Here is a 14,171-nt window from a genome sequence, read left to right on the forward strand (position 1 = left end):
GCCCATTGTTCGGCGCAGGTTGAAAACATAAAGATTACCTCAAGTCGTGTTTTTTATTGAGATCAATCTATGAGGGAAAAGTTCAATAACGCGGGGGCGGGTTAAAATATTTGTGTAGGAAAGACAGAGTATAGCACCGGGGGAAGGACGACCTTATTGGGTATCAGTAAACGGGGTAATAAGACGCTCCGGCAACTGTTGGTACTCTGCGCCCGGTCATTCATGCAACAGATTGAACACCGGCAGGGAAAACTGGCTGACTGGGTTAAGCAGCAGCTTGAACGAAAGCACTCTAATATCGTGGCCTGTGCATTGGCTAATAAACTCGCCCGGATAGCGTGGGCCATTACGACACAACACACGGTATTTGTCGCCTAAAGCTGGCGTCATTGTGAACCTATTTAAATGTTACCCCACTGGTTTTGCGAAGACTGATTATGGATGACATGAACGGCCTACCGGCCTGATGAGAAACCTAACATAAAAAATGGCTCTTTCAAGCCGACAAGGTTTTAAGGTTCATCAGGCGCGGAACTCATCGAGGCGCAGGCTCCTTGCCTACAGTGACGCCGGATAGATTTAAGCAAGCCAAAAATTCATCAAAAATGAGTGTTGCAAAAACGAGGGGAACCATAGATTTTTATGCTCTCCTTAAGTGTTGGATTTAGAGATCAGAACCACTCGGTGAAGCCCCACGTCGTGGTAAAGTCTCTAAATATCTTTAGCTGTATGTGGCCCTGAATTCCAACGAATGCAAGATGGTCATCCTTTCTCATGCACCACTCGAATCCTCCAGCCGGACGCTCAACAACAACCATATCTTCCCATTTTTGTTGGTACTGAGCTTTACAGATAAGTATTTCGTGAGCGTTGTAGCCAAGGTAAGCCCCGCGATCACTTACAGGGGATGCCCGGCAAATAAAGCCAAGGTAGCCTCTCCCCTTTCCATCCCCGACGCACTCAAATTTTTGGTATGGTACAGTGCTTTCCCATATTGCCAATGACACGCTCCCCGGCGCTGCATGAAATATACTAGCTACCGTTACAGCAGTCGCGTAATCACCTGCTGGATACGGATGAATAATATAAGATTTTCCTGGGATCGGAGTATCGCTGCCTGTGAGTATTCCCATAATCATTCTTCGTTAGTTTATGTGGTATTCATTGTATTCACATTCATTTAGGTAGACGTTTTAATTATTGTGCCTTTAATGAAGCACAATAATAAATGACATCTACAATCCAACCATGAATTTCGACTCAAGGATATTATAACTTTTATTGTTTATTTTAATATTCAAGGAGTTTGTGTGGCGTATGGCACAAAGGCGACAGTAAAAATCTGTCTTCATAAAAGGTAATTTCAACGATTTTTCTTTTTGGGTAGGATAAGCATATTTATATAAATAATATTCCCAAATAGCGCTACATCTTATACTACTCATAATTCTATGTATAACAATGGGTTGAAGAAGGTCATGTGTAGCAGAATTATGAAACGTTATTTATTTCTTCATCTTTTTCAATTTGAGAGGTAACCGTCTTCTGGTATTTAATTCACAATAACGGATTTGGGATTATTCAATCCGGTTTAATACAGCAATGAGATTTATCCTTGTTGGTAATACTTCAGCTATTCCCGCTATGGCTAACATTTCTTTTCTTATCAGATTATAGGTGAATCAAAATCTCCCATAGTTTCTGAGCTGTTGCCTTTTTAATTCACTAAAACCTATCTCTATTTCCCGATGTTTCCAGTAAAATTTTAACAGTTTTTCACAAGGATAACGAACGGAGCCTATTAGGGAGTCAAAAAACCTTTTAATTTTCCCTTTGGCGTGTTCAGGCTTACCATGTGTACCTGCTTTGCTTTTGAATACAACTTTTGAGTTTGATGTTTTCACTTTTTGTTTTATAATAAAAAGTATGTTGTAACTAATTGTGTTATTCAAATGAGTAAATATTTATCAATTGACGATTTGAATAGTTGTTTTCAACAACAAGAGAGTAAGTTGAAGCAACTGTATGAACAATTAAATAGCTATTCTTTGTTGGCCGCTCATGTGTTTATTTTGCCTGATGTAGAAAAAGGCAGTGAACATGAGCCAGTAACAGAAATCATTGTGAATGAAATGACGGGTAATGACGCACGAAATATAGGATTAAGTCATTACCAGAAGCTATTTATATATCACAATAACCAAAATATCAGCAGTAAAGCTGCCGTTCGTCTTCCCGGTGTATTATGTTTTTCTGTGAACCAACAACAATATCGCTCTGCTTTACTTTTGATTGAGGAAATTAATAAGTTGAAAGCAGAGCTTGAACATATCGTAACGGTGCAATCAGGGGTGGATAAAGAGCAGCGGTTTGAGTTTGTTCACAGTCAGTTACATGGTTTGATAACTTTAAACGCTTACAGAACCATCACTCCCCTTCTCAATCCCGATTCAGTTCGTTTTGGTTGGGCAAATAAAAATATCATCAATAAAGTCACAAAAGATCAAATTCTGCAACGTTTGGAGAAAAGCTATAACTCTGGACGTGCAGTTTCCCCCTATTCTCGTGAACAATGGGCAGCATTGGTCGCAAAAGAAATTATCGATATAAAAAAATTACCGGACGATGTGGTGTTAAAAATCAAACGCCCAGTGAAAGTGCAGCCCATTGCACGAGTCTGGTATGCGGAACAACAAAAACAGGTGCAATATGCTTGTCCCCTACCAATAATTGCATTTTATGTTAACTATGGTGATAACCAACCAAAGGTAGGTAGACTTGCTAACTATGATGCCAATGCCATAGTGCATCGCTATAAACCCAAAGCTAAACCACTAGAATTGATTATTCCAAGGCTACATTTATATCGTGAGATTTAGTGCATGTTGCTTATTTGACCAAGTTTGGTCAACTGTCTATTATAATAGTGACAAATGATAAAAGAGGTGCTTATGCGAGTTTTTACACCAAGCCACAAAGTCCAGAGTAACCCACTTTGGCGAACAGTTGGTTTCCCATCAAGCAGTGGGCCACATTTGAATGCAATATTAAATGAAGGGTTACCAGTCACTATAGTTGATAAAATACAAAACTGGTCAACGTTCGGTAAAGGGGATATTTTGCGGATTGCAGGTATCCAAATACGCAGTTATTCAAGACGCTGTTCAGGAAAAGGTAAATTTACTGCTGATGAAAGTCAGCGCATTGCTCGGTTTGTACGTGTCATGGACCATGCTGTAGATTTATTTAATGGTGACAAAGATAAAGCAGCTCAATGGATGAAGCGACCTATCCGGGGTTTAGGATACGTAACGCCTGAATCAATGCTCGATACAGAAAGTGGAGCGCTAGATGTCATGAATCTCATCGGCAGGATTGAACACGGAATTGTATCGTGATCTTATACCGACTTACCCGTTCAAAATATGTCGAATCAGCATGGAGTGGTACAGGAGCAAAGTTATATGGTGGCCGTTGGCACAATATAGGAAGACCCGCAATTTATGTAGCCACTTCAGTTTCTCTTGCTGTGCTAGAAGTACTTGTTCATGTCGGAGATGATGAACTTCTCACTGATTTTGCTTTGTTAAGTATCGACATCCCTGAAAACCAAATTGATATTTTAGACATTGATACATTACCTTCTGATTGGAATGCTCCCGTACCTTCTACTTGCACAATGGAAATAGGCAGTGAATGGTTCGAGGTTAGTCATTCTATTGGCCTGGTAGTTCCCTCTGCCATTGTCCCCTACGAAAATAACGTCATTTTGAATCCTATGGCGAAAGATTTTTATAAATATATAAACACGGTTAAACGCTTGGATTTTGGCATTGATTCCCGTTTAGTAAAGGCAAAAAAATAATTTAAAGATCGTGAAACAAAAAACCGGAGCACTCGTCTCCGGTCAATTTTTCATGGCTAAGCAACAACTACTTCAAGCTGCCAACCATATCTTCTGGACGAACCCACTCATCAAACTCAGCTTCTGTCAGATAACCCAGTTTCATCGCCGATTGTTTTAATGTCAGCCCTTCTTTATGGGCTTTCTTAGCAATTTCTGCAGCTTTGTCATAACCAATATGTGTATTCAGCGCCGTTACTAACATCAGAGATTCATTCAGCAACTGAGTAATGCGATCACGGTTGGGTTCGATACCGACTGCACAATGTTCATTGAAGCTACGCATACCATCAGCCAACAAGCGAACAGATTGCAGGAAGTTATTAATCACCATTGGGCGAAACACATTTAGCTCAAAGTTGCCTGATGCCCCACCAATATTAATAGCAACATCATTGCCCATCACCTGTGCACAAAGCATCGTCACTGCTTCACACTGAGTTGGGTTAACTTTACCTGGCATGATTGAGCTACCCGGTTCATTTTCAGGAATTGAAATTTCACCGATACCACAGCGAGGGCCGGAAGCCAACCAACGAACATCGTTTGCAATTTTCATTATGGATGCAGCCAGACCTTTTAATGCCCCATGAGAATGAACCAGAGCATCACAAGTCGCCAGGGCTTCAAATTTATTTGGTGCAGTAACAAACGAATGGTTGGTCAGTTCAGCCAATTTCTTAGCAACACGAACAGCATATTCAGGATGAGTATTTAAACCGGTGCCAACCGCAGTTCCCCCTAGTGCCAATTCACAAACATGGGGAATACTGTCTTCAATGTGTTTCAGGTTATGCGTTAACATTGCCGCCCAGCCAGAAATTTCCTGACCAAGGGTCAATGGCGTCGCATCTTGCAAGTGTGTACGGCCAATTTTAACGATATCCTTATAAGCTTCAGCTTTATCAGCCAATGTTTTTTGTAATATTTTCAGCTCAGGAATAAGATGCTCACTCAGCGCAATAACCGCAGCAACATGCATTGCTGTTGGGAAAACATCGTTAGAACTCTGACTTTTATTGACATCATCGTTAGGATGGATAAGGCGTTCACTCCCCCTCACCCCGCCAAGGATCTCGCTACCACGGTTCGCCAACACTTCGTTCATGTTCATGTTACTTTGTGTTCCTGAACCGGTCTGCCAGATAGCAAGAGGAAATTCTGTCGGATGTTTACCTTCCAGCACCTCTTTCGCAGCAGCAATAATTGCTTCACCACGTTCTTGCGGCAGAAGACCCAAATCCATATTGACACTGGCCGCAGCCTGTTTAGTCAATGCCAGAGCATGAATTAATGCAACCGGCATTTTCTCCTGCGAAATGCGAAAATGCTCAAGTGAACGTTGAGTTTGCGCTCCCCACAATTGGTCAGCAGGTACTTCGATGGGCCCCATTGAGTCTTTTTCAATGCGAGTGGCTGCCATTACTATCTCTCCTTAACACACAGAATAATCGAATATGCATATACCCGTCATCTTTCAAGTTGCCTCTTTGTTGGTTGCACTCGCTCACCCCGGTCACATAGTTACCTATGCTCCCGGGGATTCGCTCCCTTGCCGTCGCGAAGCATCTTAAAATCCATAGGGTATAATCAGTCTTTGCAGATAAACTGATTAGCATTCTGTTATCATGCCACATATTAGTTCCTGATTATGCCAACCAAGTCGTATTTATCGTATTGTGGTAGAAAGGAAATAGATTGATTTTTTTAAAAAGAGAGTAACGGCCATGTTGAAGATGATAAATCAGATCCAGCACTATTCATGGGGAAGCAAAACCGCTCTGATGGATATTTATGGTGTTGAAAATCCAGATAATCTGCCAATGGCTGAATTATGGATGGGCGCCCATCCTAAAAGCAGTTCACTTGTAGCCAACCCAGAAACGGGAAAACCCATTGCCTTAAATGAATTAATAGCCAGTGATCCGGAAAAATATCTGGGAAAAAAAGTTTCAGATAGCTTTCACCGTTTGCCTTTCCTATTTAAGGTATTGTGTGCGGCTCAACCTCTCTCAATTCAGGTTCATCCTGATAAAAAATCCGCAGAAGAGGGGTTTACCAAAGAGAATATCGCCGGTATTCCGTTGGATTCCCCGGAAAGAAATTACAAAGATGATAACCATAAGCCCGAATTGGTTTATGCCCTTACCCCTTTCCGGGCAATGAATGGGTTCCGTCCATTAAACGAAATCGCACAATTACTGAAATTTATTACTGCGGCCCATCCCAAAATTCCGTTCTTTATTCAGACACCAAATGAACAGAATCTTGCCTGCTTATTTTCCCAATTACTGAATATGAGTGGTAAACAAAAGCAGCTAGCTCTTGGCGTATTGAAATCAGCATTGAATAGTCGGCTCGGAGAACCTTGGGATTCCATCAAAAAAATGACGGCATTTTACCCTGACGACAATGGTCTATTTATTCCACTTTTACTTAATGTCATCGAACTTGAACCCGGTCAAGCCATGTTTCTATGCGCCCGTACGCCTCATGCTTATCTGGAAGGCGTTGCTCTTGAAGTGATGGCAAATTCAGATAATGTCCTACGAGCGGGCTTAACCAACAAATATATTGATATTCCTGAGCTAATGGCAAACCTTGACTTTGTTTCAAAACCAACAAACACCTTATTTATGCTACCAAGACAGGAAAAAATCGCTAAAAATTTCCCTATTCCAGTGGATGATTTTGCATTTTCTATTTATTCTCTATCGGAACAGTCAATTACGCTTGATAACAATTCAGCATCGATTGTTTTTTGTGTTGAAGGTCAAACAGTTATACAATCTGGCGAACACCAATTGAGAATTTTCCCAGGTGAGTCAGTATTCATATCTGCTGCCGAAAAGGCTGTGATAATTCACGGTGATGGTTTTACCGCCCGGGTTTTTAATTAATAATACCAACCTGGGCCTAAAACTTATTCACAGGCGCTGTTAAGCACTACTTACACTCCAAGCTGTGTTAACGGCCATTTTTATATCGAGAGAATGCATATTACCTGCGAAATATGCATTAAAAGGACGGATTTGCATTATGAAAAAATCGTTAGTGGCAGTAGGCATTATTGTTGCCTTGGGAGCAGCCTGGACTGGAGCTTCATGGTATACAGGTAAACAGATTGAACAACGTATAGATCAATCTATTTCCCACGCCAATGCTGAGATGAAAAAAGCCTTCCCTGAAACAGGTCTGATGCTACAGAGTAAAGATTTCCGCCGTGGCGTGTTCAGTTCTGATGTCCGTCTTGTTCTGACAGTTAAAGACGGCGTTAAAAACGCAGAAATCAAACCCGGTGAAGAAATTTCAATTAAATCTGTGATTGATCACGGCCCTTTCCCACTTGCACAAGTGAAAAAATTAACCTTAATTCCGAGTATGGCTTCCGTTCATTCCGAACTGGAAAATAATGAATCTTTAAAACCCCTGTTTGAAATCACTAAAGGAAAATCGCTGTTCACTTCTGATTCTCGTGTCAGTTATAGTGGTTCTGTTATTTCTGATGTTGATATCATTCCTGTCGATTTTGAAAAAAATGGTGCTAAATTCAATTTTTCCGGTGCCAAACTGACTTCCGATCTCAGCCGTGATCTGAAAAAGATATCACTGGCAATCAAGAGCGACCAGTTAACCATCAATAAAAATGACGAAAATTTCCTTGTCAAAGGTATTGATTTAAACCTAGACAATAAAAAAGGCAAATTTGATATCTATATTGGCGATCAAAGCATCAAAATTCAGCAAATCAGCCTAAAAGGCATCGGCAATGAAGATATGATGCTTTCCGGCGTTAAAATAGATTCAAATATCGGTGAAGATGAAACTAATCTGAAAGGAAAAATCACTTATAGTTTGGATGGCCTTAAACTGAAAAATATTGATTTTGGTTCTGGTCAGTTTGCAATTACTGCCGATCGTCTGGATGGTGAAGCCATGCGTAAGTTTACTCAAGCTTACAATGATGCCACAGCCAAATCACTCTCTTCTGATGATATCTCTTCCGATGCAGCAGATACAGCTATTATTGATGCGGTATTATCTAACCTGCCTATTTTGCTGAAAAACAATCCACAATTTGGTATTGATCCATTGACCTGGAAGAATACCAAAGGTGAAAGTACCATTAATTACCAAGTGAGTTTGAAGGACTTACCAAAAGATAAAAGTAGCTTGTCTTCAATGAAAACAGAGGAAGCTATTCGCACCTTAATTCAGAACATGTCTCTGAATGTCACATTACCAAGACCTATGATGATTGAGTTTTCCACTCAGTCAATGATAATGAATGGCATGGATAAAGCAAAGGCTGAACATAATGCTGAGCAACAGATAAAACAGTTTGAACAACTAGGACAACTGTTTAAAATTGCCACGGTTGATAAAGATGCTATCAGCATTAAGTTTAACTATGCAGACGGTAATGTAGAAATGAATGGTAAGAAAATACCCTTACATCAATTCATGTCTGAATACAATTTATCGGACCCTTCTGATGATGAAGCACCAGAACAAATAGTGCCAGAAGGCGACACCCACGACAGTGGAAAAGTGAAAGCAGAAGGTACTGTGCAACCTGCGCAATAAAACGCGCCGATAAACGTTTTGTTAAATTGCCAGTCAACGCATGTGACTGGCATTTTTATATAAAAAAGGACCTGAACGTGATTGACATAAAACTCCCACTGACAGATTTACACCGCCATCTCGATGGAAATATCCGGCCGGAGACTATCTTAGATCTTGCCAACCAGCATAATATTCAGCTTCCAGCAAATGATCTGGAATCACTACTCCCCCACGTACAAATTATTGAAAATGAACCGAGCTTAGTCAGTTTTTTACAAAAACTTGATTGGGGAGTGGCAGTACTAGCTGATTTGGACGCTTGTCGTCGTATTGCTATTGAAAATGTTGAAGATGCCATCAATACTGGGCTCGACTATGCTGAATTACGTTTTTCCCCTTATTACATGGCGATGAACCACAAATTGCCGGTTGAAGGGGTCGTTGAGGCAATTATTGATGGTATCCGTTCTGCCCGTCAAAATAACGATATCGACATCCGTCTTATCGGAATTTTAAGCAGAACTTTTGGTGAACAAGCCTGTACTCAGGAATTAACTAGCCTGCTAGCTCACCAGCAACATATTACTGCATTGGATCTCGCGGGTGACGAGTTAGGTTTTCCCGGCCATCTTTTCCAATCTCATTTTACCAAAGCCCGTGATGCTGGATGGCATATAACTATCCATGCCGGCGAAGCCGCTGGCGCTGAAAGTATTTGGCAAGCCATTAGGGAATTAGGAGCCACGCGGATTGGTCATGGGGTAAAAGCCATTACTGATCCCGTATTGATGGATTATTTGGTTGAAAACCGTATTGGTATTGAAACCTGTTTAACCTCAAACCTTCAAACCAGCACCGTCAATTCTTTATTGGACCATCCACTCAAACAATTCCTGGAAAAAGATATTCTTGCTTCCATTAATACCGATGATCCAGCCGTTGAAGGCATCGACATCCGCCATGAATATGAAATTGCCGCCCCTGCCGCGGGTTTATCTATTGCTCAAATTCGTCAGGCTCAGATAAATGGGCTGGAAACTGCTTTTATCAGTGATACAGAAAAACAGTCATTACGCATGAAAGCAGCAAATCGTTAAACATAAATAGCTCAGGAATGGAATCTCCCATTCCTGATTATCGAGACCATAAAAATCTGTGGTGCACGGTGTTAAATCAACGATAGAATGAGCAAAGGAACATCATTCTATCAGACACCTCCCCATGAAATCTTATATTGTGAAAGTAGCCCTCCGAGGTATCAGCCCAATGGTCTGGTACCGATTCAGATTGTCAGGCGAGACTTCTTTAGCGGCTTTGCACTATATCATTCAGATCGTGCAGGGATGGCAGGATGCTCATCTGCATCAATTCCGTATTTAGGGCAAAAATTACGGCATTTCCTACTCCGGCGGGATCGGATTTCCTGATAACCCCTACAAAATTACGCTGGGTGACTTTGAATTTGATGCCGGTGACCGTTTTACCTACGAGTACAACTTTTTCGAGCACTGGCTTCACGATATCCGTATTGAAACGATTCTCGAAAATTCTCACCTGAAGTCTCCTTTTTGTCTGGCCGGAAACAGAATGCCCGGCGCGACGTTAGCCGATGAAACTGATAAGACACTGGCATTGCTTGACGCGATTATTCATGCTGATGATACGACCACGGTCAGAGAGATCCGTCCATTGGTTGAGGCGCTTGATGCCGTCAGATTCAACCGGCCCAAGGTTAATAGCCAATTAAGTCGGCTCAACCTTGATTCACCGGAACTGGAACCTATTGTGATCGGGCTGTGGCCGATAGGATGATCGGTATCCATAAAGGTATACCTTTTGCTCTTAACGCGTCTATTTGAGGCAATTTACTGATTTCCGCAGGCTGGTTGAGTTCATTAGCTTCATAGCCGGCTGCCGGGCTTGGGAAACCGGCCGCAACGGACCCGGCAAAGAAAGGTAATGAGTCGCCTTCATCAGAAGGCGGGGGATAAACTAACGCCAGCGCCATAAAATTAGCCTCCTAATATTGTTTATACATACAGTATATTGCAGCTATTCAGGAACAGGCAATGCCGGCAACATATTCACGTTATTGATTCAACTAAGAATTACGGTCAGTCGGGCCAGAACGTCATCCATGATTTTTGCAGGCACACGCTCAAGCCGCTTTCCGCCCCGTGCGCCCATGTCAATTGTGCGCGGCTGATCGCAGCGCACAACGCCGGTTGTACGTGTACCGGCACCGTCCAGCGATACTGCAAAGCCAGCGGTACGGACAAAATTACCACCGCTGGTAACGGGTACCACTACAGGCAGGCGGGTCACGCGGTTAAAGGCCGCTGGCGTGACAATCAGCACCGGCCGCGTTCCCTGCTGCTCATGGCCTGCGGTAGGGTCGAGTGAGACAAGCCAGATTTCCCCTCTCTCCATATCAGATTGCCTCCCGGCCTGCAGCTGGCGCGTCCAGCCATTCACGATCTTCTGCACTGATTTCGACATCCGGATCGCACTGTGCCAGCAGTTCAGCAAGCGAATATTGTGGGCGCTTGTGCGGCTCCACTATCAGCCGACCATTATCAATGACCATGCCGACTTCATTATCTGATCCCAGAGACAGTGCGTTCAGCAGCGCCGGCGGAACGGTCAGCATAACGGAACCGCCGACTCTCTTCAGACGAGTAGTATGCATATTTCACCTCCATAAAAGTTATATATAAATATAACATCCAACAGGGAAATAAACCAGGCGGCAACACTAAAAAGTTAAATAAATATATAACTTTTTATCCCAGAAGCGTAGCAGGCCCACTGCTGGCAGCAGTGCTACCCCGCGCCAGTAGACTAGGAAAATACACAGCAGGAACACCAGAACAGCGCCATGACTGACGAACATAGCTGTGTGATTTCATCATTTCCCATCATTTGAAGCATAATCAGATGGTCTAAGTCTTTGAAGAAATCTTATCAGCGATTTCCTTTGTAGAGCATAAAAATCTATGGTCTCAAAGGCCGAGCCTTTGCCCGGCGCACAAAATATCCCACGAAGGCTATTTTTTGTACAAACTGACGTCTACAGTGCGCAATGCGTGGTATTTCCCAGCTCCTAGCTGTAGTGACGCGCAATGATGATCGCCCCGATGCGCAATAAATGCCCTTTTCTCAACCACATTGCGTGAGAATGAAAAGCCGTTCCAAATCACTTTATCTGAGAATCAAACCACATTACTGATTTGCCCGCCCACCCTTCCTGAGAATGAGAAAACCACCAGAAAACCGGCCGGTTTTCTGGTGGTTTCCAGAGCGGTTTAAATTCTGTCAATGAATCGGCTGATAACTCGCATTAAGACGTTTAGCCAACTTCTCAAGTCGTCTATCCAGCGTCCAAAGCCTTGCCCCTGGTGTTATCAAGGTTGATGCCAGCAATGTAATATCAACCAGACCACATCCGAGGCCGTACAACTTTTCGTTTTCAATGAATGCCATTACCTCGATGATAGTGGCCTGATGACTCTGTGGTAACAGCCCCAGATCTCCAAGCGTTCGCAGTCTTGGTGCCGGAGGAGTACCACAGGCTATTTCAGCCAGTATCATCGGATGAATCAGAACCAGATCCCGGCTTAACAACTGGATCAATCCGTCATTCCTGTTTTTGAAATGGTCAATCCAGACGGACGTATCTACTAAAATAGTCATTATGCGGATGGCTCCTCCCGGCGACGGGGAACTATCTGCATATCAGGTGATGTGCTGCCGAGCGAAGCCAGTCTTTTTGCTGCCTGCACCCGAACAAACGTTTTCACCGCTTCACGGAAAATATCAGCCTTATCCATGCCAGGATCGGCCATTTCTAGTGCCTGTGCATACAACGCATCATCAATCGTGACAGTAGTTCGCATAATATAACCTCCTTGATTCACATATTGATGATAATATACATCAAAAATAGAATCAAAACAGTTTGTAAGAAAAGAATAATGGCATGGGACAACCTTGCAATCCGCACAAATCAAAGAGTGAACAACGTGCTGTGCCCCCCGGCGCCTATTTTGACGACTGCATAAAGCCGTCAATGAAGACCGGGCAGCAGTCGGAAAAAAAGCCTGAAGCCAGCTCTTAAAGAACGGCCGAGAAAGACGAAGGTCAGTACCACCGATTTGTCTAGGTGCTTGCGCGTTTCCTAGAAAACATACACAATCAACCCTGTTACTTTCATCACCCTATAAGGAGTTAATCATGCAAAGCATGACCATTGAGCAGCTACGCGCCGCAAGCGATGCCGGCGGCGTGGAAGGTGTGACCCTGAAAGGGCAAGGCGGAACCTTCCTTGTGCAGATCGCAACCCGCAGCGGTGCCGCCGCTGTGCTGGCGAAGGCCCGCAGCCAAGAGCCGCGCCGTTTCGGCAACCCCATTGCCGCCCTGAACGTGTTGCGCGGCGTAGGCATCACCATCGGCCAGTTCGACGCCAGTGAGTGGAACCCGGACGAGAAAGAAGAAACCGCCGGCAATCGTGGCCGGGCCGAGGCAATGCGCAAGGCCCACCAAGCCGCCGCCTACTCGGAGTGGCTGGCCGCCGAGATTCAGGATGCTATCGACGACCCGCGCCCGAATCTTTCACACGATGAGGTTATGGCCGAGATGGACGCCGATATTGCCGCCTTGGCCGCCGAACACAAGCCCGCCAAAAGGAAGCGCGCTTGAGCGCGGCTGGCTGATTTATGGCGAAGGCAAAGACCCCTTACCGCATCGAGTGGCGACCGAAGGCCCGCGAGGATTTGCGCGCCATTGTTCGATACATAGGCAAAGACAACCCGACCAGGGCGGGCAGCTTCGGTCAGGAGCTACGCGACAAGACCTTGCCGCTTGCGCAGCACCCGGAGCTTGGCCGCACCGGGCGGCCCGGCCTGCCGGATTATGTGCGCGAGCTGGTCGCACATCGGAACTACATTATTTTTTATCGCGTGCTGGACGATGCGCGCACCGTCGAAATTTTGCGAGTGAAACACGCGGCGCAGCAAACGCCGTGACATGGTGACAGCGGATCTCCCTGCAGGAGATGGAGAGCGTAAATAACTCAAGTGCCCCAGACTTTTTTATGCTCTCCCTTTTCAACCAACAGAATAACAATACTGATGCTTTTCAACTACTCAGGGAGCATCTTGCTGAGAGAGAGTTATAAAACTAGTTTTATTCACGTTACATTAGATGTTTTTTAATTTTATCAATACATGAACGACTATCGCTCACAATAACGATCTTAGATACAAACTCTGGATGAATGTCAAAGAAGTTATCTAAACGATTATCGAACTGTTTAGCAAAACGTAATAGCTCTAGAGTGTTATAAAATGTCTCTTTAGGTCGTGTTCTTGCTAACTTTGATAATAAAAATCGTTTGACTATACGTATAGCGCAAATCCAGTACGGAACTTTAAAAGTACAATCCCATTAGTCACAATCAATTTTAGTTAGGCTAATGATTTGCTTACAACTTACTAGCACAACTCATACCCAATGTTTCGCGTGAAGATTCTATTCCTGATTGTGGTTATATATTTTGAATATAATATCCAAGGCGGATTCGACTAATAAGTGCAATTTTTCAGAAGGGCGGTCAGTTGCTATAGTAGGCATCTTTCTCGCCAAAGGAAAATGCACTATGGCCTATACACAACTGACCGAAACAGAAAGATACCAGATT

At 43.5% G+C, this 14,171-nt stretch carries 18 protein-coding genes and 3 pseudogenes; 12 read left to right on the plus strand and 9 right to left on the minus strand.

The annotated features are described in order from the left end of the window. Positions 1 to 126: 126 nt before the first annotated feature. Positions 127 to 378, plus strand: a pseudogene (locus tag AACQ38_RS22605) (transposase); the annotation flags it as partial. 293 nt (positions 379 to 671) lie between these two features. On the opposite strand, the gene AACQ38_RS22610 reads toward AACQ38_RS22605, so the two are convergent. Then, the gene (locus tag AACQ38_RS22610; protein WP_228956975.1) at positions 672 to 1,133 is read right to left on the minus strand and encodes a hypothetical protein; all 462 of its coding nucleotides are present in this window, start codon (positions 1,131 to 1,133) and stop codon (positions 672 to 674) included. Between the two features lie 819 nt (positions 1,134 to 1,952). Here AACQ38_RS22610 and tus point away from each other — a divergent pair. The 3 genes from tus (at position 1,953) to res (ending at position 3,865) form a co-directional block, all read left to right on the plus strand. Then, the gene (gene tus / locus AACQ38_RS22615) at positions 1,953 to 2,879 is read left to right on the plus strand and encodes a DNA replication terminus site-binding protein (protein WP_165579126.1); all 927 of its coding nucleotides are present in this window, start codon (positions 1,953 to 1,955) and stop codon (positions 2,877 to 2,879) included. 72 nt (positions 2,880 to 2,951) lie between these two features. Beyond that, positions 2,952 to 3,398: a type II toxin-antitoxin system antitoxin Xre gene (gene xre, locus AACQ38_RS22620; RefSeq protein ID WP_011146593.1), complete on the plus strand. Its 447-nt coding sequence runs from the start codon at positions 2,952 to 2,954 to the stop codon at positions 3,396 to 3,398. Further along, positions 3,395 to 3,865: a type II toxin-antitoxin system NAD+ phosphorylase toxin Res gene (res, locus tag AACQ38_RS22625; protein ID WP_165579117.1), complete on the plus strand. Its 471-nt coding sequence runs from the start codon at positions 3,395 to 3,397 to the stop codon at positions 3,863 to 3,865. The genes xre and res overlap by 4 nt, the downstream gene beginning before the upstream one ends. Before the next feature lie 67 nt (positions 3,866 to 3,932). On the opposite strand, the gene fumC is transcribed toward res, so the two are convergent. Next, a complete protein-coding gene (gene fumC, locus AACQ38_RS22630; RefSeq protein WP_011146595.1) occupies positions 3,933 to 5,327 on the minus strand; it encodes a class II fumarate hydratase in 1,395 nt (464 codons plus the stop codon). After that, positions 5,308 to 5,541 carry a hypothetical protein gene (locus AACQ38_RS22635; protein WP_165579118.1) on the minus strand — a complete coding sequence of 78 codons (234 nt, stop codon included), beginning with the start codon at positions 5,539 to 5,541 and terminating at the stop codon, positions 5,308 to 5,310. The genes fumC and AACQ38_RS22635 overlap by 20 nt, the downstream gene beginning before the upstream one ends. A 90-nt stretch (positions 5,542 to 5,631) precedes the next feature. Between AACQ38_RS22635 and manA the strand changes: the two genes are divergently transcribed. From manA to AACQ38_RS22660, 5 genes and pseudogenes are all read left to right on the plus strand, one after another. Continuing rightward, complete coding sequence (gene manA, locus AACQ38_RS22640; RefSeq protein WP_165579119.1) at positions 5,632 to 6,804, plus strand: mannose-6-phosphate isomerase; 1,173 nt, start codon at positions 5,632 to 5,634, stop codon at positions 6,802 to 6,804. Positions 6,805 to 6,943: 139 nt separating this feature from the next. Next, a complete protein-coding gene (locus tag AACQ38_RS22645) occupies positions 6,944 to 8,491 on the plus strand; it encodes a YdgA family protein (protein WP_165579120.1) in 1,548 nt (515 codons plus the stop codon). A gap of 77 nt (positions 8,492 to 8,568) precedes the next feature. After that, positions 8,569 to 9,570 carry an adenosine deaminase gene (add, locus tag AACQ38_RS22650; protein ID WP_165579121.1) on the plus strand — a complete coding sequence of 334 codons (1,002 nt, stop codon included), beginning with the start codon at positions 8,569 to 8,571 and terminating at the stop codon, positions 9,568 to 9,570. Positions 9,571 to 9,739: 169 nt separating this feature from the next. Beyond that, positions 9,740 to 10,006, plus strand: a pseudogene (locus AACQ38_RS22655) (plasmid pRiA4b ORF-3 family protein); the annotation flags it as partial. Between the two features lie 54 nt (positions 10,007 to 10,060). Beyond that, entirely contained in the window at positions 10,061 to 10,285 is a 225-nt protein-coding gene (locus AACQ38_RS22660) for a hypothetical protein (RefSeq protein ID WP_242685661.1), read from the plus strand. On the opposite strand, the gene AACQ38_RS22665 is transcribed toward AACQ38_RS22660, so the two are convergent. The 6 genes from AACQ38_RS22665 to AACQ38_RS22690 form a co-directional block, all read right to left on the minus strand. After that, positions 10,254 to 10,481, minus strand: a complete 228-nt coding sequence (locus tag AACQ38_RS22665) for a hypothetical protein (protein ID WP_242685660.1) — start codon at positions 10,479 to 10,481, stop codon at positions 10,254 to 10,256. The genes AACQ38_RS22660 and AACQ38_RS22665 overlap by 32 nt on opposite strands. Before the next feature lie 89 nt (positions 10,482 to 10,570). Next, a complete protein-coding gene (gene pemK-mt / locus AACQ38_RS22670; RefSeq protein WP_146747606.1) occupies positions 10,571 to 10,903 on the minus strand; it encodes a type II toxin-antitoxin system toxin endoribonuclease PemK-mt in 333 nt (110 codons plus the stop codon). Position 10,904: 1 nt separating this feature from the next. Continuing rightward, positions 10,905 to 11,162 carry an AbrB/MazE/SpoVT family DNA-binding domain-containing protein gene (locus tag AACQ38_RS22675; protein WP_165579124.1) on the minus strand — a complete coding sequence of 86 codons (258 nt, stop codon included), beginning with the start codon at positions 11,160 to 11,162 and terminating at the stop codon, positions 10,905 to 10,907. 94 nt (positions 11,163 to 11,256) lie between these two features. Beyond that, positions 11,257 to 11,385 (minus strand): hypothetical protein, encoded by a 129-nt coding sequence (locus AACQ38_RS22680; RefSeq protein ID WP_255562329.1) that lies wholly within the window; start codon positions 11,383 to 11,385, stop codon positions 11,257 to 11,259. A 403-nt stretch (positions 11,386 to 11,788) separates the two neighbouring features. Continuing rightward, positions 11,789 to 12,166 (minus strand): type II toxin-antitoxin system VapC family toxin, encoded by a 378-nt coding sequence (locus AACQ38_RS22685; RefSeq protein WP_058588678.1) that lies wholly within the window; start codon positions 12,164 to 12,166, stop codon positions 11,789 to 11,791. After that, a complete protein-coding gene (locus AACQ38_RS22690) occupies positions 12,166 to 12,369 on the minus strand; it encodes a type II toxin-antitoxin system VapB family antitoxin (protein ID WP_011146605.1) in 204 nt (67 codons plus the stop codon). The genes AACQ38_RS22685 and AACQ38_RS22690 overlap by 1 nt, the downstream gene beginning before the upstream one ends. Before the next feature lie 98 nt (positions 12,370 to 12,467). Here AACQ38_RS22690 and AACQ38_RS22695 point away from each other — a divergent pair. The 3 genes and pseudogenes from AACQ38_RS22695 to AACQ38_RS22705 form a co-directional block, all read left to right on the plus strand. Further along, positions 12,468 to 12,627: pseudogene (locus AACQ38_RS22695) on the plus strand (IS5/IS1182 family transposase); the annotation flags it as partial. Between the two features lie 79 nt (positions 12,628 to 12,706). Further along, positions 12,707 to 13,171 carry an antitoxin PaaA2 family protein gene (locus AACQ38_RS22700; RefSeq protein WP_011146606.1) on the plus strand — a complete coding sequence of 155 codons (465 nt, stop codon included), beginning with the start codon at positions 12,707 to 12,709 and terminating at the stop codon, positions 13,169 to 13,171. A 17-nt stretch (positions 13,172 to 13,188) separates the two neighbouring features. Further along, complete coding sequence (locus tag AACQ38_RS22705) at positions 13,189 to 13,497, plus strand: type II toxin-antitoxin system RelE/ParE family toxin (protein WP_165579125.1); 309 nt, start codon at positions 13,189 to 13,191, stop codon at positions 13,495 to 13,497. The last annotated feature ends 674 nt before the right edge of the window (positions 13,498 to 14,171 follow it).

Source organism: Photorhabdus sp. RW14-46, from assembly GCF_963887965.1.
GTDB lineage: Bacteria > Pseudomonadota > Gammaproteobacteria > Enterobacterales > Enterobacteriaceae > Photorhabdus > Photorhabdus laumondii.